A 23890-nucleotide genomic window follows, 5' to 3' on the forward strand; every position below is an offset into this window, starting at 1 on the left:
GAGGTATCCGATGCGTATCGAGACGTATGGCCACCAGCTTGAAGTGACCCCCGCCCTGAGGGAGTACGTGGCAAGCAAGCTGCAGCGACTGCAGCGCCATTTCGACCAGCACTGCGAAGTCCGAACGCAGCTGGCCGTCCGCAAGCCGGACCACCACGTGGTCGCCACCGTCAACCTTCCCGGTCGCACCCTGCACGCAGATGCCAGCGGCTCCACCATGTATGCGGCCATCGACCTGCTGGTCGACAAGCTCGACCGCCTGGTGCTCAAGCACAAAGAGAAGAAATGTAACCACCACGCCCGCGAGGTGCGCGACAATCCCGCATGACGCTTCCCGCTTGATGCCCTCATGCCCTTAACCGATCTGATGGCGGCCGTGCGCACCGTGGTGTCGCCGGCCGCCGATCGCGACACCGTCCTGCATGCCGCCGCCGACCTGCTCTCCTGTCGTCAGGCCGGCGCCGACGAGCTCTACGCCAACCTGTGCGAGCGCGAGGCCCTGGGCAGTACCGCCATCGGCCATGGCATCGCCATTCCGCATGGGCGCTGCCCCAACCTCACCGAGCCACGCGGGGCCTTGCTGCGGCTGGACACGCCGGTGTCCTTCGGTGGTGACGAGCCGGTGGACCTGGTCTTCGCCATGGCCGTGCCGGCGCACTACACCCACCAGCACCTGATGCTGCTGTCCGAGCTGGCCGAACGGTTTTCCGATGCCGACTTCCGTCGGAACTTGCGCGCCGCACCCAACGCCGATGCCCTGATGGCGCTGCTCGCCGACGTGCCGCCCGCGCAGGCGAGCGCGGCATGAATACCAGCATCACCGCACGCGAACTGTTCGACCAGCAGCGCGACAAGCTGGCCCTGCGCTGGGTCGCCGGCCCCAAGGGCGAGCACCGCGAGATCCAGGCCGGCAGCAACAACGCACGGCGCCCGTCGCTGGCTGGCTACCTCAATGTGATCTATCCCAACAAGGTGCAGATCCTGGGCACCGAGGAACTGGCCTGGCTGGACTCGCTGGATGCGCGGCAGCGCTGGGAAACCATCGAAAAGATCATCCAGGTGCAACCGCTGGCGCTGGCGATCAGCAAGAACCAGTCATGCCCGGAAGATCTGCGTGCGGCGGCGGACGAATCCAATACGCCGCTGTGGATCTCGTCCAAGCGCGGCCACGAGCTGCTCAACCATCTCTCCTACCATCTGGCACGCACGCTGGCGCCGCGGGTCACGCTGCATGGCGTGTTCATGGAGATCTACTCGATCGGCGTGCTGATCACCGGCGAAGCCGGCTCGGGCAAGAGCGAACTGGCGCTGGAACTGCTCAGCCGCGGCCACCGGCTGGTGGCCGACGATGCGCCCGAGTTCACCCAGATCGCGCCCGATGTGCTCGACGGCACCTGCCCCGAACTGCTCCAGGATTTGCTGGAAGTACGCGGCCTGGGCGTCTTGAACGTGCGCGACATGTTCGGCGACACCGCGGTGAAGAAGAACAAGTACCTGCGCCTGATCGTGCACCTGACCCGGCCGATGACCGAGCCCACGCCGTCCGGCTACGAGCGTCTGACCGGCGATTCGGGCAGCCGCCATGTGCTGGACCTGGACGTGCCGCTGATCACCCTGCCGGTGATGCCCGGCCGCAATCTGGCCGTGCTGACCGAAGCGGCGACCCGGCTGCACATCCTGCGCACCAAAGGCATCGACCCGGCAGCGATGTTCATCGCTCGCCACAGCAACCTGCTGGAGCGACGTACGCCATGAGTGTCGCGCCCTCCACGCTGATGATCGTGAGCGGGCTGTCCGGCTCGGGCAAATCGGTCGCGTTGAAGACCTTCGAAGACCTGGACTACTACTGCTCGGACAATCTGCCGGTCGAGCTGCTGCCGGACTTCGTCAAAAGCCGTCTGCGTGGCAACCCGATCGGCGACCAGCGCCTGGCGGTGGGCATCGATGTGCGCAGCCGCAGCGACCTGACCCAGCTGGCGCAGTGGCGCCAGGCCGCGCAGGAATACGGCATCGAAGCGCGATTGCTGTTTTTCGAGGCCAGCGACGAGGCGTTGATCAAGCGGTATGCCGATACCCGCCGCCGCCACCCGCTCAGCCATCTCGGCCTGGCATTGCCGGAAGCGATCACCCGCGAGCGCCAGTTGACCGAACCGTTGCGTACGCAGGCCGATGCCGTCATCGACACCAGTACGCTCAACGTGCATCAATTGCGCCGCCGCGTGGTCACCGAGTTCGCGCTTGGTTCCCATGACCGGCTGTCGCTGCTGTTCGAATCGTTTGCCTACAAGCGCGGCGTGCCGGCCGAAGCCGATTTCGTGTTCGACGCGCGCGTGCTGCCCAATCCGCATTGGGATCCGGAACTGCGCCCACTCACCGGCCGCGATGCCGGCGTGCGCGACTATCTGGACAACGAGGCGGACGTGCAGCGCTACAGCGCGCAGATCGTGGACCTGCTCGATACCTGGCTGCCGCGACTGCGAAACGACACCCGCAGCTACGTGACCATCGCCTTCGGTTGCACGGGCGGCAAACACCGCTCGGTCTACATGGCCGAGCGCATGGCCCGCCATGCGCGCGAACAGGGCTGGCCGGAAGTGGCAACGTTTCATCGCGAGCAGGACTGAGGGGCTGGGATTCGGGATTCGGGAATCGTTGCAGCGGCATCCGCGAGGTGAGCGTGCTGTACCTACGTTGAGGGCGACACGCTCGCTGGCCTTATTCTTAGGTTGGAGTGCTTGCGCGGTGGCTGGCGTGGGCGGACGCTACACAGGCCGACGACGCTGTCGCTGATGCGACTGGCTCGCCGACGTCCCGAAAATCGCGTGGCGTTCTCGTTCGATGCGCCATGCAACGCTGCACCACCAACACGTTGGCGCCGTCACCACCAATGCGTCGGTGGTATTCCGCCACGCATGGCGACATGCCCCTGCGCGCTGCAGGGAAACGGCAGCGCCCGCTTGCCATGCAGGCCGCACTGCTGACGCTGCGCAAGCCACGGATCGCGCCACGTCGGCAGCGCACGATGGCGACCCATGCTGCCGCCACGTCGCCGCAGCGGTCCTAAACGGCTATTCAGTTCGCAACACATCTGTGCAGGCAGACGCTATCGCGCAGTCATGCCGACCTGTTAACGTTTCGGCATGGCCTGTGGCATTCTCCTCATTACTCATCCCGGCATCGGCGCAGCGTTGTTGAACGTGGCGACGGGGCTGTTGCGGCAATTGCCGTTGAAGACCGAAGCATTCGACGTGCCGTTCGATGCAGACCTGGACGCATTGCTGCCCCAGGCGTCGTCGGCGATGCGCCGGGTCGACAGCGGCGACGGCGTGCTGGTCATGACCGACCTGTACGGCGCCAGCCCCAGCAATCTGGCCAACCGTCTGGCCAAGCTGGGCACCCCGGTTCGCCGGGTGTCCGCACTGAGCCTGCCGATGCTGCTGCGCGTGATGAACTACCCCGAACAAGGATTGCAGGAACTGCCCGCCACTGCGGCGGCCGGTACCCGCAACGGAGCGATCATCGACGATGCTTGAACGCGAACTCATAGTTTCCAACCGACTCGGACTGCATGCGCGGGCCACCGCCAAGCTGGTGCAGACGCTGTCGTCGTATCGCAGCAACGCCACCCTGGCGGCCAAGGGGCGCGAGGTGAATGCCAAGAGCATCATGGGCGTGATGCTGCTGGCCGCAGGCCAGGGCACCAGCGTGGTGGTGCGGCTGGATGGCGAAGACGAAGCCGAGGCCTTACAGGCGCTGGTGGACCTGTTCGAGCGTCGTTTCGACGAGGACAGCTGAGCATGTGCGGCGTCGGTGCCGTTGCGACCGACACGGCGCCGCTGCGCCAGGGCCGCGCATGAGCCTGCGCCTGCGCGGACATGGCGCTGCACGCGGCAACGCGCTTGGCCGCGCACGCGTGCGCCAGAGCCATACCCTCGAAGTGGCCGAACAACGCGTGCCCGCCAATCAGGTGGAAACGCAGCTGCAGCGCCTGCATGCCGCCATCGCGTCGGCACGGGTCGAGATGCAGCAGCTGCGCGACCGCCTGCACGGCGCACTGGCGCGCGAAGTCGGCGAATTTCTCGAGCTGCATGCATTGCTGCTCGATGACCCCGAGCTGCTGCAAGGCCTGGATGAACTGATCCGCACCCACCGTTACAGCGCCGACTATGCCTTGCGCGTACAGCGCGACCGCCTGGCGGCGGTGTTCGACGGGATGGAGGATGCGTATCTCAAGAGCCGCATGGACGATCTGGATCACGTGATCGGCCGCATCCATGCGTTCTTGCACAAGCGCGCTCCCGACCTCAAGGGTGTGGCCGGCGAAATCCTGGTGTGCGACAACGTGGCACCTTCCGAGCTGGCGCAGCTGCAGGCGCAAGGCGTGGTCGGCATCGTCACCACCGCCGGCAGCACGCTGTCGCACAGCGCGATCCTGGCGCGCAGCCTGCACCTGCCGTTGGTGGTGGGCGTCAGCGACGCGCTGCAGCGCATCGAAGATGGCGATGTGCTGATTGTCGATGCCGGCTCGGGCCAGGTCATCGTCGACCCCAAGCCCGAACATCTGCGCGACTATCGCGAGCGCCTGCGTGCGCTTGCCAAGGAACAGCGCGAGCTGGGCCGGCTACGCTCCAAGCCCACGCGTACGCGCGACAACGTCGATATCACTCTGCTGGCCAACGCCGAATCGCTGGAAGACGTGGCCAACGCGCATGCGCTCGGGGCCAGCGGCCTGGGCTTGTACCGCACCGAATTCCTGTTCCTGCAGCGCAACGAACTGCCGGACGAAGACGAACAGTTCCACACCTACCGCGACACCGTGCTGGGCATGAGCGGCCGACCGGTCACCATCCGCACCCTGGATCTTGGCGCCGACAAGGCCGACCGCACCGGCCTGACACTCAGCGATGAGGACAACCCGGCGCTGGGTCTGCGGGGCGTGCGCCTGTCGCTGGCGCGGCCGGCGGTGGCGCAGGCGCAATTGCGCGCGATCCTGCGTGCGTCCGGCTACGGGCCGGTGCGCATCCTGGTGCCGATGGTCAGCGGCCGCGAAGAAATCCTGCAGCTGCGCAAGCAGTTGAAGAAGCTCACCGCACAGCTGCGCGCCGAAGGCCACGAGATCGCCGAGCACATCCCGCTGGGTGCGATGATCGAAGTGCCGGCTGCGGCATTGGCGCTGGACTGCTTCATCGACGATATCGATTTCCTGTCCATCGGCACCAACGACCTGGTGCAATACCTGCTGGCGGTGGATCGCAACAACGAGGCATTGGGCGAGCTGTACTCGCCCCTGCATCCGGCCGTCCTTCGGCTGATCGCGCAGGTCATCGCCACCGGGCGCACCTACGGCAAGCCGGTCGCGGTGTGCGGTGAAATCGCCGGCGATCCGCGTTTCGTACCGATGCTGCTGGCATTGGGGCTCACCGAGTTCAGCCTGCATCCGGCCACGTTGCTGGAAGTGCGCCGCGCGGTGCGCGACACCCATCTGGGCGAGTTGCGCGTGCATGGCGAAAAATTGCTGCGCGCCCGCGATCGCAAGGGCATCGAAAAATGGCTGGCTGGCCATGCGCAGGGGCTGCTGCGGTAATTGCGGCACGCAGCGCCCGGCCGCGCGGCCGATGCTTGAAGACCTGGGTTTCCTTCAGCACGGCGTTCGACACGCTCGCAGTCCTGAGGCAGGCCCAGACGGTGGCGCGAATCGGCATGTACCGCTTGGGCAGTGCGATTGCTGCGCGCACCAGTCACGCCCGCTCGCACCGCGTTGATCGCCTCCTTGTCGAAAAGCGCCGAAGATGCCGCCTGCATCGTCAATCGCATCCCGCTCCATGCACCTTGAGCAGCTCGCGCGGCTTGGCTGCGTCCACCGCGCACGCCCTGCGCAAGCGCGCCGCAGCGGCCCTGTATGTTTCGTCACCATGCGCAAGCGATAATGCCTTGCTGACCCAGCACCGCGTCCTTTACTGATGGCGCGTCCACTCTTCCGGGAAGCCGCGCATGGCCGAAGCCGTTCGCCACGACAAAACCGCGCGCCAGCTACGCCTGCTGTCCGACGCGCTGGATAGCGGACGCCTGGGGCCGGTACGCCGGTTGGTCAATACGCTGGCGCCGGCGGAAATCGGCAACCTGCTCGAATCGCTGCCACCGGGCAAGCGCGAAGTGGTGTGGGGGCTGGTGGATCCGGAAGACGATGGCGAGGTGCTGCTGCATGTCGGCGACGAAGTGCGCGAAAGCCTGCTGGCCGACATGGACCCGGACGAGATCGTGGCGGCGGTCGAAGACCTGGACATCGACGATCTGGCCAACCTGGTCGAAGACCTGCCCGACACCGTCATCGATGAAGTGCTCAAGTCGATGGACCGCGAAAACCGCGAGCGGCTCGAGCAGGTGCTGTCGTATCCGGAAGACACCGCCGGGCGTCTGATGAACCCGGACGTGGTCACCGTGCGCGCCGACGTCAATGTGGACGTGGTGCTGCGCTATCTGCGCCTGCGCGGCGAACTGCCCGACCACACCGATCATCTGTACGTGGTGAGCCGGCGCCACCAATACCTGGGCCGCGTGCCGCTGGCGGCGCTGGTCACCCACGAAGACAGCACGCCGGTCAACCGGCTGATCGACGACGAGCAACCGGCCATCGATGTCGGCGACGGTTCGGACGAAGTGGCGCGGCGCTTCTCCGACCACGACTGGATCTCCGCGCCGGTGGTGGACGACAACAACATCCTGCTGGGCCGCATCACCATCGACGACGTGGTCGACATCATCCGCGAGCAGGCCGAGCACCAGGCCATGAGCGCGGCCGGTCTGGACGAAGACGAAGACATGTTCAGCCCGGCACGGCGCGCATTCCGGCGCCGCCTGATCTGGCTGAGCATCAATCTGTGCACCGCGTTTCTGGCGTCCAGCGTGGTCAGCAGGTTCGAGGGCACCATCGAGAAACTGGTGGCGCTTGCGGCGCTGATGCCGATCGTTGCCGGCATGGGCGGCAATGCCGGCACCCAGGTGCTGGCCCTGATGGTGCGCGGCCTGGCGCTGGGCCAGATCGGCTCGTCCAACGTGATGACCTTGCTCAAGAAAGAGCTCACCGTCGCGCTGATCAACGGGCTGTGCCTGGGCATCGGGCTTGGCTTGATCGTGCTGGCCTGGTTCCGGCAACCGATGCTATCGCTGGTGATCGGCACCGCATTGACGGTGAACATGCTCACTGCCGCCTTCGGCGGAGTGCTGGTGCCGGTGACGCTGAAACGGTTGGGCTTCGATCCGGCGTTGGCCGGTGGCGTGATCCTGACCACCTTGACCGACGTGATGGGCTTTTTGAGCTTCCTGGGCCTGGCCACGTTGATCCTGCTGCCCTGACCTTCGGTGTCTGGCCTGGAGCGTGTCATGCATGCGATGACGACAAGCAGATGAATATTCGACAGGAATCGCCTCGCCTCGACACGCCAGCGCACCGGCATGCGGTAATACTGCACCCATGTGATCGGTCGGGAGAGCTGCGTGATTCGTCGTTGTCTTGTTGTCATTGCCTTTGCGCTACTGCTGGCCGGCTGTTCCAGCATGGCTGAGCGCCGCCACGACGAACGCCGCGGCCACTTCGTCACCCGCACGCTGAAACTGGAAGGGCGCCTGTACCGCTATCAAGTGTTCGTGCCCGCGTCCAAGGTGCCGCAGCCGCGGCCCATCGTGCTGTTCCTGCATGGCTCGGGCGAGCGCGGCGATAACGGGCGCGATCAGGCCGAAGTCGGCCTGGGCCCTTACTTGAGCGAACACACTGCCGATTTCCCCGCGCTTGTCGTATTGCCGCAAGTGCCCAATGACGAAGAGTGGATGGGCGTCAATGCGCGCATGGCAATCGCGGCGCTGGATGCGGCCAGCGCCGAGTTCGCTGCCGACCCGCAGCGCACCTACCTCACCGGCATTTCGATGGGCGGCTATGGCGCCTGGGAAATCGGGCTGATGCAGCCGCAACGATTTGCGGCGATCGTGCCGATCTGCGGCGCACTCAAGGCACCGCGCGATGAGCGCCGCACCTTGTACGTGAGCCTGGTGGCGAAGGAAGCGGACCCGTACACCGCGGCAGTGACGCAACTCAAGCACGTGCCGATCTGGATGTTCCATGGCGCCAAGGACGATTCGGTGCCGCCGCACGACGACCGCGCGCTGTACCGCGCCGCCAAGGGCGTCGGGGCCAATGTGCGCTACAGCGAATATCCGCAAGGCAACCACAACGCCTGGGACGCAACCTATGCGGACCCGGCGATGTGGGAATGGATGTTCAAGCAGCGCCTGCGCTGATGTTGTGCAGCGCCACGCCGGCCCTGCGCCGGCATGGCGGCATGACATGGCCGGTGCGCCTCAGTGGTGATACCCGGTGTCAGCGGTGATCTTGCCGCGGAATACGCGGTACGACCATACCGTGTAGCCCAGGATCAGCGGCAGCAGCATGACCAGTCCCACCATCGCGAACAGTTGCGAAGACGGCGGCGCGGCAGCCTGCCAGATGGTGTAGACCGGCGGCACCAGATACGGCCACATGCCCAGCACCAGACCCAAGAAGCCCAGCACGAACAGGCCCATCGCCAGCAGGAATGGCAGCGCATCCAAGCGCGCGGCCTCGCTCGCACGCCATAGCGCCCCTCCCACGATGGCGACCAGCAGCGGCACCGGCATCAGCCACAGATAGTGCGTGCCACTGAACCAGCGCTCCATCACATGCGACTGCAGCGAGGGCAACCAGGCGCTGACCAGGCCGATGAAGATCAACACGCTGATGGTCAACGGTCGGCTCAACTGCCGCGCCAACTGCTGCACGTGGCCTTCTGTCTTGAGAATCAGCCAAGTACTGCCGAGCAGCGCATAGCCGAACACCAAGGCGGCGCCCGTCAGCATCGCGAACGGGCTGAACCAGCCCCAGATGCCGCCGACATAGCGGTCGTTGTCGATCGGCAGGCCCTGCACCAGCGCCCCCAGGATCACGCCCTGCGCGAAGGTGGCCAGGATCGAACCCGCAGCAAACGCATTACTCCACAAGCGCCGCGAGCGATGCGCCTTGAAACGGAATTCGAATGCAACGCCGCGGAACACCAAGGCCATCACCATCAACAGCACCGGCAGATACAGCGCCGACAAGATCACCGCATATGCCTTGGGAAATGCGGCCAGCAGCCCTGCCCCGCCAAGCACCAGCCAGGTTTCGTTGCCGTCCCAGATCGGCGCGGCGGTGTTCATCATCAGATCCAGCTGCGCTTCGTCCTTGCGGAACGGCGCCAGGATGCCGATGCCGAGCACGAAGCCGTCCAGCACCACGTACATCAGCACCCCGAAGCCGATCACCGCAAACCACGCCACCGGCAATACGCTGTTCATCTCCATCATGCAGCTCCGTCGATCGGTGCATCCGCTGCCGACAGCGGGCGTGCGGGCGTGTGTTCGCCATGGTCCAGATGCGGCGCGTCGGCATGTGGGGTGGGGCCTTGCTTGCCGATCTTGACCAGGTACCAGATGCCCCAGCCGAACACGAACGCGTAGCCGGCCACATACACCGCCAGCGAGATGGCGGTCATCAGCGCAGACTGCGGGCCCACCGCATCGGCGGTGCGCAACAAGCCGTAGACCACATAGGGCTGCCGGCCGATTTCGGTGACGAACCAGCCGGAAATCAGCGCGATGAAGCCGCTCGGCAACATCCAGCGCCAGACCGCCAGCAACCAGCGCCATTGCACCAGCTTGCCGCGCCATAACGCGAAGGCAGACACCCAGGCCACCAGCAGCATCAATGAGCCGATCCCCACCATGATGCGGAAGGCGAAGAACACCGGCGTCACCGGCGGGCGCTCGCTTGCCGGCACCGACGTCAGTGGCGCGATGCTGCCATCCGGGCGATGGGTCAGGATCAGGCTACCCAGGCGCGGAATCGCCACCTCATAGTCGTTGCGCTCAGCCTGTGCGTTGGGCAAGGCAAACACCACCAGCGGGAATCCCTCGCCCGGCTGTTCGGCATGCCAGTGCGCTTCCATCGCGGCGATCTTCATCGGCTGATGCTTGAGCGTGTTCAAGCCATGCATGTCGCCGACGACGATCTGCAGCGGTACGGCGATCGCGGCAAACACCACGGCCAGCTTCAGCATGCGCAGCCCTGCCTGGCGATGTACGCCACGATGCAGATACCACGCGCCCACTGCACCCACCACGAAGCAGGTGGTGATGAACGAGCCAAGCGCCATGTGCGCAAGCCGGTACGGGAACGAGGGATTGAAGATGATCTGCAACCAGTCCACCGGATGCACGACGCCGCCGATGACCTCATAGCCGGCTGGGGTCTGCAACCAGCTATTGGACGAAAGAATCCAGAACGTGGAAAACAGCGTGCCCAGCGCCACCATGCAGGTGGCCAGGAAATGCAGGCGCTCGGAAATTCGACCCCAGCCGAACATCATCACGCCCAGGAAACTGGCTTCCAGAAAGAACGCGGTGAGCACTTCATAGCTCAGCAGTGGCCCGATCACGCCACCGGCCACGCGGCTCAATTCCGGCCAGTTGGCCCCGAACTGGAAGGCCATCACGATGCCGCTGACCACGCCCATGCCGAAGGACACGGCAAAGATCTTCTGCCAGAAAAAATACAGCTCGCGCCAGACCGGCAGACGCGTGCGCAACCAGCGCCATTCCAGAAACGCCAGCAGGCTGGAAAGCCCGATGGTGAATGCCGGAAACAACACGTGGAACGCAATGACGAATCCGAACTGGATCCGCGATAACAGCAGTGCGTCCATGGAGAACCCTCCAGGAAAAAAGTGATCGTCGGCGTGCAGGTCGCAGCGCGATCGCCGGAATGCATTGCATCGAGCGATCGCGCGCGCGCTGCTGCGCTACGCGATCATGATAGGGACGGTCGCGCCCGTTCCCGATGCGACACGGCGTCGCATCTGCGACAAATTGCCGCCCTTGTACTGCGGTACGCCACACCGCCCGCCTCTGCTGGGCAGTGCGCGTCGACAGGCGGTGCAAGACCGGCCATGCCGAGCGTCCCAGAGCCAGGCCGCGGCAACGCTATGGCCGCACCCGCTCCCAGATCCGCAGAAAATTACCGCTATACACATCCACGATGCGTTGCGTGGGCCAGCCGGCATCCAGCATCGCCTGCGTGAGCTTGGGCAGATCCGCCCCGCTGCGCATCCCGGTCGGCAGGCTGGAAATGCCGCCATCGAAATCGCTGCCAAAACTCAGGTGTTTCCATGGATCTTCGACGATCCCCATGGCGGCAATCTGCCGGGCAAACGCTTCGTAATACCCAACGACAAAGGCAAGATCGGCATCCATGTCCGGCGTGCCATCGGCCAGATAGGCGTGTTGCAAGAAGTACGGCGCCAGGATGACGCTGATGCAGCCACCGGTCTGCACGATGGCACGGATCGCCGCATCGTCGAGCGCCCGGTCCAAGTGACGTGAGGGCCGCGTTTCCACACCACGCGTGACGCTGCGCGATGCGCCATGCGAGACGAAGGCCGGCACGTCGCGACGGATGCAGATGCCGCAAGCGTCAAGGATCCCCTGGCTCGAGGTATGCGAAAGATCCACCAGAAGCCCGGCATCGATGCAGCGCTCCACCACCTGCCGGCCAAACGCCGTCAGCCCCGCGCCCTTCTTCTCGCGCCACGGATTGAGCGATGCATAGCCGGCCTGGGAGATGTCGGTATGGCTGAAATGATTGAGCGTCAGATAGGCGGCGCCGTCCTTGGCCGCACTGTCCAGACGCGCCAGCCGCAGCGCCTGGCTGCGGTGCCCGCGTGGTCCCAGCATGTGCGCCCCCTCCAACGACAGGATGGCGCTGCACAGACCCGCTGCGCGAATCGCGCGGAGCTCGGCGGCGCTGCGTGCCAGCCGCATTCGCCCGCCGCTGGCCGCCACCATCTCCTGGACATAGCGCCGATGCTCCACCCAGTGTTTCCAGGGGTCGAGAAAAGGCACGCCGATGAGGTTTTCCCAGAGTGCATGGGCGCTGAAACACGCACCGCCATAGCCGCCCGCGAGAAAGTCCGGGCCGCTCACGTGGTACATCAGCGGTTGGTTGCGACCTCGCGGCGAGGTCTTGGACATCAACCAGAGGATCGGAGAACGCCGATGTGCTTTCCAATCGCCCTTCCAGAAATCGAAGCCGCCTAGCCGCGACAGATACAGCGAATCCAGATGCGTATCGACCGGACACGCCAACGCATGCACTGCTTCCAGCGTGAGCGGCGGGGCCACGTCGGCCAGATTGTCGGAGGAAACTGCATGCATGGGCGAACCCCGGCAATGACGTCTGACGACGTCGCCAATAAAAGCGCGTGTTCCGCGTTGAAGATCCGGTCGCTATTCTTCGAGCGCCCTGGTGGGTGGAGCATGTGCGTCCAAAGGAGAATAACCGAACTGGACCGTCAGATCCCCGGGGCGAGTGCCCGGCCCGAGAGAAAAACGCAGGACTGCTGACGCGTTTCTCGTTTCGCAGCGCACCGCGTCGGTGCGGGGGTTTTTTCGTTATTGGACCGGCCGTTGTCTCACCAGGAATCGACGGGGCCCGGAGGCTTTTGGCGACGATGCCGCATGCCGGGATGGGGAGCCCGCCGATATCGGCTAAGAGCAGCTGACAGAACTGCTGCGCAACCGCAGCGGCTCCTGGACAGGTGGGTTAGTGTGCGTGCGAGATTGCGGACGCACTGCGCTGATGCCGTGGTCCGTGGCCAGGCCGACGCCTGAACACATCAATGTCGCCAGCAACGACGGGGGCAATTGCCGGTTGCACTCGCGTCATGAGCGCTGGCCGCCGGTTACAGCTGACACGCCCGCCAGCGCACACAACGCACCGCGTACTGCCACGCTTCCAATCCCTCACATCCGCGCACGCAGGCGCCTCGCAACTTCGCTGACCGCTGCGATGACTGCGGTCAGCGCGACCATCGAGAGGAATTGCGCGCGCGTATCGGCCGAAGAGGCCAACAACACGAAGATCACGCACAGGATGACCAGCGCCAGCACGGTCAGAAACGGATAGCCGCGCATGCGGAACGGCAATGCAAGGCCGGCACGGTCCGCGCGGGCGCGCAAGATCAGTTGCGATACCAGCGAGATCGTCCACACCAGCAGGCAAGTGGCGCCGACGATGTTGAGCAGCATTGGCAACACCTTGTTCGGATACAGCAACTCCAGCGCTGCGGCGGCGAAGCCGAACAACACGCTGGCGATCACCGCCACCAGCGGCACTTGCTCGCCGCTGGTCCTGGCCAGCAGCCGCGGCGCTTCGCCGCGCTGGGCCAGCGAGAAGATCATCCGCGAGGCGCCGTACAGATTGGCGTTGAGCGCCGACAGCAGCGCGACCACCGCCACCAGGGTGATCGCCGTGGCGGCACCGGGAATGCGTGCCACTTCCAGCACGGCCGCGAACGGCGAGCTGAGCGCGGCGCTGGTCCACGGCACCACCGCCACGATCACGCTGATCGACCCGATATAGAACACCAGGATGCGCCAGGCGACAGTGCGAATGGTGCGCGCCAGGCTACGTCCGGGGTCGGCGGTTTCCGCGGCGGCCACCGCCACGATTTCGGTGCCGCCGAAGGCAAACACCACCACCAGCAACGCCGAGCCGATACCGGCCAGGCCCTTGGGCGCAAAGCCGCCGTTCTGGGTGAAGTTGGACAGCCCGGGCGATGCCACTCCGGGCAACCAGCCCGCCAGCAACGCCACGCCGATCAGCAGGAACACCACGATCGCCAGCACTTTCAGAATGGCGAACCAGAATTCGAACTCGCCAAAGTTGCGCACGCCGAGCAGATTGATCGCAGTGAACGTGGCCATGAACAGCAACGCCAGCAACGGCACCGGCAACGCCGGCCAGACCGTGGCCAGCAGCCCGGCGGCACCTACCGCTTCGGCCGCAATCACCACCACCACCTGAAACCACCACAGCCAGCCCACGGTGGCGCCGGCCGTCGGGCCCATCGCATCGGCGGCGTACACCGAGAATGCCCCGCTGGCCGGCTTGGCGGCGGCCATTTCGCCCAGCGCGTTCATCACGATGATGACCAACGCCCCGGCAATCAGATACGAGATCAGTACCGCCGGCCCGGCCGCGTGGATGCCCACACCAGAACCCAGAAACAGCCCGGCGCCGATCGCCGTGCCCAGGCCCATCATCATCAATTGCCGCGGCTTCAGCGCATGGCGCAATGCAGGCGCGGCGGGCGCAGCGGTCTCAGCAACGGAATCGGTCGGAAGCGGCATGGACAGGCTTGCATGGATGGAATCGCGACACGATACCGCGTCGCAGCGCCTGCCGCGCCTCTTGACGCCAGCCCGGGGAAGGAGTGGCGATGTCTCGCGATCGCGCCTTGCGCGCGGGTGTGCAGCAGCCACGCCCGGCAACCTGCCGGTGCGCGCCGTCACCTGACGGCCGATGCAGCGCGCGCCTGTCACCTGTCGGGCAAAGCACATCCCCGAACAAGCCGGGGACGTGCCTCGATGCCGCCAAGAGCCAAGAGCCATCATGTGCGCAGCTTCCGGATGGACGGCCGCTACTCGTCATCGGCTTGTCCCCCGGAAACGCTGCGCTTGCTGTGCGCCGCCCAGGCCCTCCTGACCAGCGCTTTCTACAGCTCATTGGCGACTCCGGGCGCTACCGGTCACTCCGCCAGGTTCTTGCCCGCACCCGCGGTGGCGATCACCTTGGCCTTGACCTGTGCTGCCGGCGTCACGGTGTAGATGTAGCCCAGCGACTCCGGGAACACCTTGGAGCTCACCCAGTTGGTGGCATTGGCGTAGGGCTTGCTGCCGTCCGGCGTGCTCCAGGTGATGCCGCTGCCAACGTAGTTGTTGATCAGGTCCCAGTAGCCGATCTCGCTGCTGTCGCGCGAAGTCACCGGGTTCTTGATGTTCTCGAAGTAGTTGGACTCGATCTTGGCCACCCCACCCATGCGCACGTTGATGCCCGAGGTAAACACATTGTTGAAGTAGTTGTTGTAGATGTGGCTCAAGCCGCGGCGCTGCAATGGCAAGCGCGATTCCACGTTCTCGAAGCGGTTGTGGTGATACGTGGTGCGCGCAGCCGAGTTCTTGGTGTCGCTGTCGCTGTAGCCATTGAGCGCGACCTTTTGATAGTTGTAGACATAGTTGTAGGACACGGTGACGTGGTGCACGCCCTTCTTCATGTCGATGCCGCCATCGAAGGAGGCATCGCCTGCACCGGAGCACTTGGTGAGCGAGGCGAAGATGGTGTTGTGGTCGATCCAGATCTTGGACGGCTCGCCGCTGGAGTTGCCTTCCAGCGAAATCGAATCGGCATCTTCGCCGCCTTGCAGCAAGCCGATGGTCATGTTCTGGATGATCACGTTGTGCACGTTGCCTACCACACGCACGCCGAAGTTCGCCGACGAACCATTGGCGCCCTTGATGGTGACATCGCTCTTGTTCTTGATCTGCACGGTCTTGGCCGGCAGCTTCCATTGCGCGCACACGTCCTTGATGGTGCCGAAGTCGAACTGGCCGGTGTAGTTGAGCACCAGTCCGCCGCTACCGGAATAGTTGTCGATGGCGGCCTGCACTGCTTCGAACGTCGCCACGTTGACTGGCGTCTTGTTGCCGCCGCCGGTAGTGGCCGCACCGTAACCGACCGGGCCGGCAATCGCGCCCCCGGCGCAAGCGGACAGTGCAAGCGCGAGTGCGCCGTGTAGCGTCTTGATGATCATGGAGCCTCTCCCAATGAAGTCGACAAGCAATGCCGGCCGCCTGCGCAGTGGCGACGACAACGGCAAGGCGATGCGTGGGGGGCTGCATTCTTCGCGCGATTTAAAACATAAAACAATTATTCATCTTCGAAACTTAGACACACCGCGGTGTTCTCTTTCCGGGACATGCAAAAGGGACAGCCAAGGACAGCCGGGACAGGACACGCCAATGCCATGCGATAGCCCTGTGTTGATCGACGCATGTGTGCATGTGCTGCAGACGCCGGCGATGCGCAGGCGTTCGGGCGTGCAGAGCGATTGCGCCTGCAACCGTGACGATCCACGTGCCGACGCAGCGACAGGCATGGGCGCACTCAGTGCATGCCTGGCGATGGCAGCTGGCCAACTGCAATGCAGTCATGCATTGCAGCACTGCATCTACATCGGCACGAAGATGCAAACGCAAGCTGTCGCGCGCCAGCGCCGTCGCGGCGCATCAGAGCGCTGACGTGCCTGCCTGCCGATAGCTGGGTTATCTCCCACGCTGCGGCATGTGCACTGCGACGCTCGCGCATCATCGTGCGCCGGCGGCCCGAAACGGGCTTGCGTCAAAGCGCGAACCTCCATCGACACAGCTGCCCGGAACAACGCGCGCAGCGCCACGCGTGCAGCGATGCGAGCACGCAAGCGCTGCAGGGCCGCTATCGCAGGCACGGATTGATGGTGTCCACCCACAGCGACATCATCGCGGCAGGCAGGCAGCCAAACGCAGTGCAGTTGATCGGCCCGCTGGCCACCGCCACACCACACTGCACGCTCAGACAGCGCGATTGGCCAGTGCTGAGGAGCGCAGCATTTGTCCACCGGGCCACGGTGTCTGATCGTCCAGGAAATTGCCGACCAGGCGCATGCACGCCGCGCGTTCTTCCACGTGCGGCATGTGGCTGGAGTTGGCGAACACGTGCCAGCGCGCATCCGGGATCAACCGCGCATAGGGCTCGACGGTTTCCGGCGTGGCTTCGTCGTACTTGCCAGAGAGCACCAGCGTGGGTGCGGTGATGCGGTGCAGGCGCTCGATGATGCTCCAGTTGCGCAAGCTGCCCACCACGTGGAATTCGGTCGGGCCGTTCATGGCGTGATACACGGTGGGGTCGGCGTCGATGGCGGCAAACGTCCGCGCGACCTCGGCAGGCCACGGCAGCACGCGACATACGTGCTGCGCATAGAACACCTGACTGGCTGCGCGGTAGGCCGGATGGTCCAGCGTACCGGCGGCTTCGTGCTCGTCCAATGCGGCCTGGATATCGTCAGGCAGGCGCGCGCGCAGACGCAGCGCAGCCGCGCGCCACAACCCCATCGAGGCGGGCGAATTGGCGATGACCAGCGCTCGCAGGCCGGCCGGCCGGCGCACGGCGTGCTCGGCGGCCAGCATTCCGCCCCAGGACTGGCCCAGCAATGCATACTGCGACAGCCCCAGATGCGCGATCAACGTCTGCAGCTCGTCCAGAAACAGCCCCACTGTCCAGAAGCCTGGCTCGGCATTGCGCAGATGGGTGGAGTTTCCGTTGCCCAGCTGGTCGTAGTGGATCACCGCGCGGCCGTTGGCCGCCAGGTCCTTGAAGCTGTCCACGTAGTCGTGCGTGCATCCGGGGCCGCCGTGCAGCACCAACAGCGGGCAGGCATCTGCGCACAGGTCGCCGGTAATGCGGTACCAGGTACGGTAGCCGCGGAATTCGACGTAACCCTCGGTGCACTGCATGACCTGCGCCTGCCTACGGCAATGATGAGCCCCGAGCCTAGCGAGCACGCCGAGCGGCGTTAACTGGCAAATTTCACAGGTTTGGGCGCGCCCGGATGCGCGGTTGGCGCTGGCCGATAGCCGGTTCGATCGAACGCCTCGCATCGCCGAATGCGTCGGGTATCGCGCGACTCTACATCGCTCCTGGATCGAAATAGCTAGTTCGAATCAGCACATCTATCGCATCTGTCAGCGCCACTGGACTCCATTCGGACCAACAACAGATCAGCGTTCAGAACACAGGTGGGTCGCGCCAAGGAAACGACATGGCATGTGCGCTCTGCCGCTCCGAAACCCGCGAAGCCGCGCGTACCGCAGCGCGCAGGCACGCTCGAAAAAAATTATGGCTCCAGCAACCGATAGTGCATACCACGCACCACCGCTTCCACGCGGTTGCGGGCGCCCAGCTTGCGCGCGGCTGAATTCAGATGCAGGTTCACCGTGGCGGTTGAACGGTTGAGTGCCGCGGCAATCCGTTTGGACGTCAGGCCTTTTGCCGAATACTGCAGGCATTCGCGCTCGCGACGGGTCAGCGCGATGTGGTGGCAGCGGCGTTCCTGCGGTTCCAGCAACTCCTGCGCGCGCGCCTGGAAGGCGTGCGCCAGCAACAGGAACGGCAGCACCTGCGCTTCGGCCAACCGCGGCGCTTGTGCAGCGGCGGCATCGATCGCGCCGCTGAAGGTGGCAAATGCGCCACCAGGCAAATGCAGCGGCACGGTGACACCGGTGCCCATGCCGCTATCGCAGAGATAGCGCGTCACTTGCCGGTGCTGGCCCCCCACATATTCCACGCCCGCGCAATGGCCGTCGGTGCGGTACGACCATACGAATGGCGTGGTACGCCGCGTTGCACGCTGCTGAACAGGGTCATGTTGGTAGTAGCCATGCTCGCACCACACATGCTGCATATCGCCCGGCGCATTGCGCTGCATGAACACCGTTGGCGTGATCAGCGCTCCCTCCAGACTCAGGGGCACCGGCGCATAGTCGTACACCAGCGACTGGAAACCGAGCGCGCAGACATCGCGAAATACCCGGTCCAGGCAGCTATCGAGCGTCTGCAGTGCCTGCAGATCGCAGCCCAGGCTGGCCAGAATGTCGAACATGGTGCTCCTTCGGTACCGGTGGTTGCCAGCAGATGACATCCAGCATGGAAAACCTAGCACTTTTACCAATGGATGGGCTTGTCGGCCACATTATCGTCACAATGCCGGTCACATGGCGGCAGCACGCGACGGGCGTTCAGGTCGTCCGGGCGCTTGCGCTGCGTGCCGGCATTCCTTGCAACGGACACCTGCATGACCGACACGCCCCGCCGCGACGATGCGGCCACGCTGCAACGCTTCGGCTACGCACAGGAGCTCAAGCGGCAGCTCACGCTGAAGGATCTGTTGATCTACGGGCTGGTGTGCATGGTGCCCACGGCGCCGTTCTCGATCTTCGGCAGCGTCTTCGACATCAGTGCCGGAATGGTGCCGCTGACCTACCTGGTCGGCTTCGTGGCAATGCTGTTCACCGCACTGAGCTACCAGCAGATGTCGCAGGCATTTCCGGTGGCCGGTTCGGTATATGCCTATGTCGGGCGCGGGCTGAGCAGCGGCATGGGATTTCTGGCTGGCTGGGCGATTCTGCTCGACTACCTGCTGGTGCCGACGCTGTTGTACGTGGTCGGCGCCAATGCGATGCAGACCGTATTGCCGGCGATACCGCAGCCGGCGTGGATTGGGTTCTTCGTGGTGCTCAACACGGTGGTGAACCTGCGTGGCATCGAAACCACCGCACGCGCCAATCGCTTTTTCCTGCTTGCGCAGTTGCTGGTCCTGGCGATGTTCGTGGTGCTGGCGACGCTGGCGATCCAGCGCGGCGTCAATGGCGCGCACTGGAGCTGGCGCCCCCTGTATAACCCGCAGGCGTTTTCTCCGCAGCTGATCTTCAGCGCGTTGTCGGTGGCGGTGGTGTCGTTCCTCGGCTTCGATGCGATCTCCACCATGTCCGAGGAAGCGCGCGGCGGCAACCGCGTGGTGGGGCGCGCAACCTTGCTGGCCTTGCTGATCGTGGCAGGGCTGTTCATCCTGCAAACCTGGCTGGCGGCATTGCTGCAGCCTACCCTGCAGCGCTACCCAAGCCCGCAGGCATCCAACGATGCGTTCTTCGAGATCGGGCGGTTGATCGCCGGGCCATGGCTGCAAATTGTCATTGCGCTCACGGTGGCGATCAGCGCGGCAATCGCCAATTCATTGGTTGCACAGGCGGCCACGTCGCGACTGTTGTTCGCCATGGCGCGCGACCGGCAATTGCCGGGCTTTCTGCGTTACATCCACCCGCGCACCGGCGTACCGCAGCGTGCGATCCTGCTGGTGGCGGGCCTGAGCCTGGTACTGGGCGAAGTCTTCGTCGGGCAGATCGCGCTGCTGTCGTCCTTGTGCAACGTCGGCGCACTGACCGCCTTCGTGTTGCTGCATATCGCAGTGCTGTGGCACTTCCGCACCCACGGCCGGCGTGTGCTGCATGGCGTGGTGCCCCTGATCGGGATCGTCATCCTGGCCTACGTCCTGCTCAATGCCGACCTGCATGCACAACTGGGCGGCGCTGCGTGGATGGCGGTGGGGCTGACGGTCCTGGCGTTTCTGAAACTCAGCGGACGCTCCACCGAATTGCGCGCTAGCGACGCGCTGGAATAGCCTCAACAGCAGCACCGTCTGTTGTGCCGGCGTGCTCCTGGCCCACCCGTGCTGCGGTGTGCGACGGATCAATCTCGTGCTGGGCAACCTCAAACACGTCATCAAGGTGGTGCATCACGCCATCAGCGCAAATACACAAGGCTTGACTTGCAGAGATGGACGATCGCTCACCGTCGATCCGCTTCACGATGCGCTGCCACGACTTGCCACGGGCATGTTGCAGTCCAAGCAGTGCCTGGAGCCGGTTTGACGTGCAGCGAGCGATCTTCGTGGCCAGGAGTCAGGATCAATCAAAAATTTAGAAACTCTCTCTTGGCCTGGAAAACTCATTTGCAATTTATTGCCGGCTATCTAATCCGGCCGGCGAGTGGCCGGCGGCTGGCGGTACGGCAGCCACGAGGTGAACAATTGCCTGCGGGAAAGACGCCGGTCTTCGGATGTTCCCTGCGACACTTCCATGGGAGAAAAGATGCGCTGCAGATCGCCCGGCTCGATCTTGCACAGGAAATAAGAGCGCCACAACGTCAATTCGTGATTGTCCGCCAGGTTGACAGTGCTGGCCGGGCCGTCCGTCACGGTGATGAACTGAGCGAAGCAATCACCGCTGGTGCTGCCGGCGCGCTCGTCAGCAGCCCCGGGGTGATCCCAGTGCGGGTGATGCATGAAAAAGGGCACCGACTGGATCGGATCCAGGGCGCGCGTAAACTGGCGCAGCGTGAATCGCAGTTCGCTGTCGTTCGATCTTAAGCTTTGCATATAGTGTGTGTCGGCGCCCGCTGGCCCGAGGCGCGGTGGATTGAATGAATAAATGCTGATCTTGCCCGGGGCTCCGGCCGCGCGCAGAAAGTGCGTGATGTCGAAGCCGGCGAGCGTGGCCGCTGCTGCGCCCAGACTGTGTCCCGTCAACGACATCGACAACGCCTTGCCGCTCTCCCGCGCGCGATTCGTGTAGCGTTTCAACACGTCCTTCATGACGGTTCCGTCGGCGCGCGGCAACTGAGCTTCGGACTGCCACCATTCCTGCCAGCCTGCTCCAACCCTGCCCAAGGTCGGAAGGCGCTCGTCAAATACGTTGACGTGTACCTGTGCGATCTGGCTTTTCATATCGCATAACAGATCGTCGGTCGCATTCAGGCATGTGCCGGAAAAACCCAGCACCGCCACAATCACATCGTCGGTCTCTCGCTCCCAGAGTTTCAACCGCCGCGTGGACATCGGCACATTCAGATGCAACCCATCGATGTCAGCCACCGTCGCCGGATCGCCCTTGTAGGATTCGCCTGCGCATGCGCGCATGCTTTCGAGCACAGTGCGGCAGCGCATTTCCCATTGCGGATCCTGTCCGTGCGGCTGCGCCGATGCACGATCCACTTGGGAAATCGCGCTGACGAGATCGCATGCCTGGGTATCTACCTGCGGCAGACACATGCCAGATGACCGCCAGGCACCTGCCGTGATTGATCGTGTCGCGTTACGTCCGCGTTTGACCGGCGCAGCACTGAGACCGGGAAACGCACTGGCGCTGTCGCGCGCGTGCCAGGGGAAAGCGGTCGCGGAGGCAGGCATGTCGCTATCGCCGTCGCGCGATTGCGCGTGCGGCAGACTTGGAAAAGAAGTTGAGGTGGGTCGCATGCGACATGTTTCAGGTGAGTGCGCAGAGATTCTGTTTATATCCCCACCTGGCACGCAGCCAGAGATGTCGTCCACCGCCGTAAAAACGAACGAAGGATTCACTGGCTCCACCATCGCTGTGCATCCCTCAAGGCCGGGGTGAGGTCGCCCGAGGCCCTAGGAGCGCTGATCGCTACCACGACCATGACGTGGATTGAACACACCAAGCTGCCACTGCGCAGCTGGATGCTGGACTTGCACCTGCTGACTAGAACCAACATGGCCGCCCTGGGAGCCCCGGGGCCGACGGCATGACGGCCCAGTGGATGACAGACGCGCGCGGGTACTGTATCGATCACGACCTTTCATTCCCGAACGAGATTTTCAGCACATATTCAGCTTTGAAGTTTCGCTAGGCTCGTTCGGCGCCAACGATGGCGCCCGCTTGTTGCAGCCCCCGCTGCAGCCTGACGATCCCTGACGAGAAGGACTACCCATGAATCGCAAGAACGCGATGTATCTGGCGTTGTTTTCCGCTGTTTCCGGCACCGCAGCGGCCGCCCCGCCGACCGAGATGGATGCAGCGCCGGTCGCCACCGCGCCGCAGGCGGCCAAGCTTGGTGCGGCCACATTGCAGTCGGCAAGTTTACGCGGCGGCGTTCTGCCCACGCGCGTGGTGCAGCTCACCGCACCTACCAGCGCCGAAATGGGTCGTGTGCGCGAACGTCGTATTGCACAGGTCAAGCATGGGCAGCCGTTGCAGATCGGTTTTTCGCGTGCGGTGACACAGCCGACGGTGAACCTGTCCAAGCTGGATTGGCAGATGGCTCCCGATGGCTCGCGCGTGGCCAGTCTCAAAGTCAGCTCCGCACAGGCGGCGTCGCTGCGTGCATCGCTGGTACTGCGTGGCGCCGGTGCAACGCCTGGCGACCCATCCAAGGTGACGCTGCGCTTTGCCGGCAACGATGGTCGCGTGTTCGAGCAATCCGGCGCCAGCTTTGCTGCCAGCGGCAACGATATCGGTTGGTCGCCGACGGTGAGTGGCGAGGATCTGCTGGTCGAGCTGTCGCTGCCGGCCGGGTTGTATCCGGAAAACTTCAGCCTCAGCATTCCGCAGCTGTCGCATCTGGATATCAGCCCCACTGCCAGCCCGCGCGACATGATGACCATTGCCATCGGCGAAAGCGATTCCTGTCAGAACGACATCGTCTGCCGTGCCAACCCCACGACCGGCTTCACCAGCGCCGCAAAGGCGGTGGCACGCATGGTGTTCACCACCAGCCAGGGCTCGTTCCTGTGCACCGGCACGCTGCTCAACAATACCAATTCGCCCAAGCGCAACCTGTTCTGGACCGCGGCGCATTGCATCAGCACGCAGACGGTGGCCAACACGCTGCAGACCTACTGGTTCTACGATGCGGCCAGCTGCAATGGCAGTACGGTCAGCTCGCAGGCAACCACATTGACGGGCGGCGCGTTCCTGCGGCATGCCAACACCACGCGCGACACCGCATTGCTGGAGCTGAAGACCGCACCGCCAAGCGGCGCGTTCTATGCAGCGTGGAATAGCGCGGCGATCGGTTCCACCGGCACCTCGATTGTCGGCATCCATCACCCATCGGGCGACGTCAAGAAGTATTCGCTGGGCACGGTGAATGCACTGAGCAGCTCCATCGATGGCAAGAGCCCGCTCTATCGCGTGGTGTGGAGCGACGGTGTGACCGAAGGCGGCTCGTCCGGCTCGGGCCTGTTCACCGTTGCCAGCGGTGGCGCCTACCAGCTGCGTGGCGGCCTGTATGGCGGCTATTCGTTCTGTAGCGCGCAGACCGATCCGGATTACTACTCGCGTTTATCGGACGTGTATTCCACCATTTCCACCTACTTCGGCCAGTAAGCGGTAAGCCGCGTGGCAGGCGACCTTGTGCCTGCCACGCTTGATCGCGCATCGCCGGGCAATCCGTTTGCCGGGCGATGCGTCTTCGACTCAGCGACCGTGCATGCGTTGATCCGTGCACTGAAGTGTCCGCAGGCTGTCCAATGCCACCACCATCTTCTTGCCACGCACTGACGGCAACAGCGTGACGTGCTAGCGCGAGACATCGCTCCAG

Annotated in this window: 22 protein-coding genes; 14 read left to right on the forward strand and 8 right to left on the reverse strand. The window is 64.3% G+C overall.

Annotated features, from left to right (window positions below; genetic code table 11):
* Positions 1-10 precede the first annotated feature (10 nt).
* The 10 genes from raiA to J7396_RS08000 all read left to right on the forward strand — a co-directional run bounded on the left by raiA (position 11) and on the right by J7396_RS08000 (position 8292).
* Positions 11-328 (forward strand): ribosome-associated translation inhibitor RaiA, encoded by a 318-nt coding sequence (raiA, locus tag J7396_RS07955; RefSeq protein ID WP_005913379.1) that lies wholly within the window; start codon positions 11-13, stop codon positions 326-328.
* 21 nt (positions 329-349) lie between these two features.
* Positions 350-808, forward strand: coding sequence for a PTS sugar transporter subunit IIA (locus J7396_RS07960; RefSeq protein WP_008572672.1), 459 nt, complete (start codon positions 350-352; stop codon positions 806-808).
* A complete protein-coding gene (gene hprK / locus J7396_RS07965; protein WP_003487845.1) occupies positions 805-1755 on the forward strand; it encodes an HPr(Ser) kinase/phosphatase in 951 nt (316 codons plus the stop codon). The genes J7396_RS07960 and hprK overlap by 4 nt, the downstream gene beginning before the upstream one ends.
* Positions 1752-2624: an RNase adapter RapZ gene (gene rapZ / locus J7396_RS07970; RefSeq protein WP_008572674.1), complete on the forward strand. Its 873-nt coding sequence runs from the start codon at positions 1752-1754 to the stop codon at positions 2622-2624. The genes hprK and rapZ overlap by 4 nt, the downstream gene beginning before the upstream one ends.
* A 516-nt stretch (positions 2625-3140) precedes the next feature.
* Positions 3141-3533, forward strand: coding sequence for a PTS fructose IIA component family protein (locus J7396_RS07975; protein ID WP_003487850.1), 393 nt, complete (start codon positions 3141-3143; stop codon positions 3531-3533).
* On the forward strand, positions 3526-3795 hold the full coding sequence (locus J7396_RS07980) for an HPr family phosphocarrier protein (RefSeq protein ID WP_005913389.1): 270 nt from the start codon (positions 3526-3528) through the stop codon (positions 3793-3795). Before J7396_RS07975 ends, J7396_RS07980 begins: the two co-directional genes overlap by 8 nt.
* Positions 3796-3853: 58 nt before the next feature.
* Positions 3854-5584 carry a phosphoenolpyruvate--protein phosphotransferase gene (gene ptsP, locus J7396_RS07985; protein ID WP_014090700.1) on the forward strand — a complete coding sequence of 577 codons (1731 nt, stop codon included), beginning with the start codon at positions 3854-3856 and terminating at the stop codon, positions 5582-5584.
* Between the two features lie 35 nt (positions 5585-5619).
* Positions 5620-5961, forward strand: coding sequence for a hypothetical protein (locus tag J7396_RS07990; protein WP_173427036.1), 342 nt, complete (start codon positions 5620-5622; stop codon positions 5959-5961).
* Positions 5962-5991: 30 nt separating this feature from the next.
* On the forward strand, positions 5992-7353 hold the full coding sequence (gene mgtE / locus J7396_RS07995) for a magnesium transporter (RefSeq protein WP_003487859.1): 1362 nt from the start codon (positions 5992-5994) through the stop codon (positions 7351-7353).
* A gap of 201 nt (positions 7354-7554) precedes the next feature.
* On the forward strand, positions 7555-8292 hold the full coding sequence (locus tag J7396_RS08000; RefSeq protein WP_228729624.1) for a prolyl oligopeptidase family serine peptidase: 738 nt from the start codon (positions 7555-7557) through the stop codon (positions 8290-8292).
* A 60-nt stretch (positions 8293-8352) separates the two neighbouring features.
* Here J7396_RS08000 and cydB read toward each other — a convergent pair whose 3' ends face one another.
* From cydB to J7396_RS08025, 5 genes are all read right to left on the reverse strand, one after another.
* Positions 8353-9369 carry a cytochrome d ubiquinol oxidase subunit II gene (cydB, locus tag J7396_RS08005; RefSeq protein WP_209261411.1) on the reverse strand — a complete coding sequence of 339 codons (1017 nt, stop codon included), beginning with the start codon at positions 9367-9369 and terminating at the stop codon, positions 8353-8355.
* The gene (locus J7396_RS08010) at positions 9369-10769 is read right to left on the reverse strand and encodes a cytochrome ubiquinol oxidase subunit I (RefSeq protein WP_122272505.1); all 1401 of its coding nucleotides are present in this window, start codon (positions 10767-10769) and stop codon (positions 9369-9371) included. The genes cydB and J7396_RS08010 overlap by 1 nt, the downstream gene beginning before the upstream one ends.
* Before the next feature lie 277 nt (positions 10770-11046).
* Positions 11047-12276, reverse strand: coding sequence for a dipeptidase (locus J7396_RS08015; RefSeq protein ID WP_122272504.1), 1230 nt, complete (start codon positions 12274-12276; stop codon positions 11047-11049).
* 588 nt (positions 12277-12864) lie between these two features.
* Positions 12865-14253 (reverse strand): amino acid permease, encoded by a 1389-nt coding sequence (locus tag J7396_RS08020; RefSeq protein WP_057680702.1) that lies wholly within the window; start codon positions 14251-14253, stop codon positions 12865-12867.
* A 398-nt stretch (positions 14254-14651) separates the two neighbouring features.
* Positions 14652-15713 carry a pectate lyase gene (locus J7396_RS08025; protein ID WP_209261268.1) on the reverse strand — a complete coding sequence of 354 codons (1062 nt, stop codon included), beginning with the start codon at positions 15711-15713 and terminating at the stop codon, positions 14652-14654.
* 13 nt (positions 15714-15726) lie between these two features.
* On the opposite strand from J7396_RS08025, the gene J7396_RS22515 reads away from it, so the two are divergent.
* Positions 15727-16200, forward strand: a complete 474-nt coding sequence (locus J7396_RS22515; protein WP_014090705.1) for a hypothetical protein — start codon at positions 15727-15729, stop codon at positions 16198-16200.
* Positions 16201-16509: 309 nt separating this feature from the next.
* Here J7396_RS22515 and J7396_RS08035 read toward each other — a convergent pair whose 3' ends face one another.
* The gene (locus tag J7396_RS08035; protein WP_008573030.1) at positions 16510-17451 is read right to left on the reverse strand and encodes a proline iminopeptidase-family hydrolase; all 942 of its coding nucleotides are present in this window, start codon (positions 17449-17451) and stop codon (positions 16510-16512) included.
* A 380-nt stretch (positions 17452-17831) separates the two neighbouring features.
* A complete protein-coding gene (locus J7396_RS08040; protein WP_008573033.1) occupies positions 17832-18596 on the reverse strand; it encodes a LuxR family transcriptional regulator in 765 nt (254 codons plus the stop codon).
* Between the two features lie 192 nt (positions 18597-18788).
* On the opposite strand from J7396_RS08040, the gene J7396_RS08045 reads away from it, so the two are divergent.
* Positions 18789-20171: an APC family permease gene (locus J7396_RS08045; protein WP_209261269.1), complete on the forward strand. Its 1383-nt coding sequence runs from the start codon at positions 18789-18791 to the stop codon at positions 20169-20171.
* Positions 20172-20247: 76 nt separating this feature from the next.
* On the forward strand, positions 20248-20421 hold the full coding sequence (locus tag J7396_RS08050) for a hypothetical protein (protein ID WP_223866282.1): 174 nt from the start codon (positions 20248-20250) through the stop codon (positions 20419-20421).
* A 101-nt stretch (positions 20422-20522) separates the two neighbouring features.
* On the opposite strand, the gene xopAP is transcribed toward J7396_RS08050, so the two are convergent.
* Positions 20523-21737, reverse strand: a complete 1215-nt coding sequence (gene xopAP / locus J7396_RS08055; RefSeq protein ID WP_244669594.1) for a XopAP family type III secretion system effector — start codon at positions 21735-21737, stop codon at positions 20523-20525.
* Between the two features lie 541 nt (positions 21738-22278).
* On the opposite strand from xopAP, the gene J7396_RS08065 reads away from it, so the two are divergent.
* Positions 22279-23676: a trypsin-like peptidase domain-containing protein gene (locus J7396_RS08065; RefSeq protein WP_209261270.1), complete on the forward strand. Its 1398-nt coding sequence runs from the start codon at positions 22279-22281 to the stop codon at positions 23674-23676.
* Positions 23677-23890 lie beyond the last annotated feature (214 nt).

This window comes from Xanthomonas sp. A1809 (assembly GCF_017746015.1).
Classification (GTDB): Bacteria; Pseudomonadota; Gammaproteobacteria; order Xanthomonadales; family Xanthomonadaceae; genus Xanthomonas; species Xanthomonas euvesicatoria.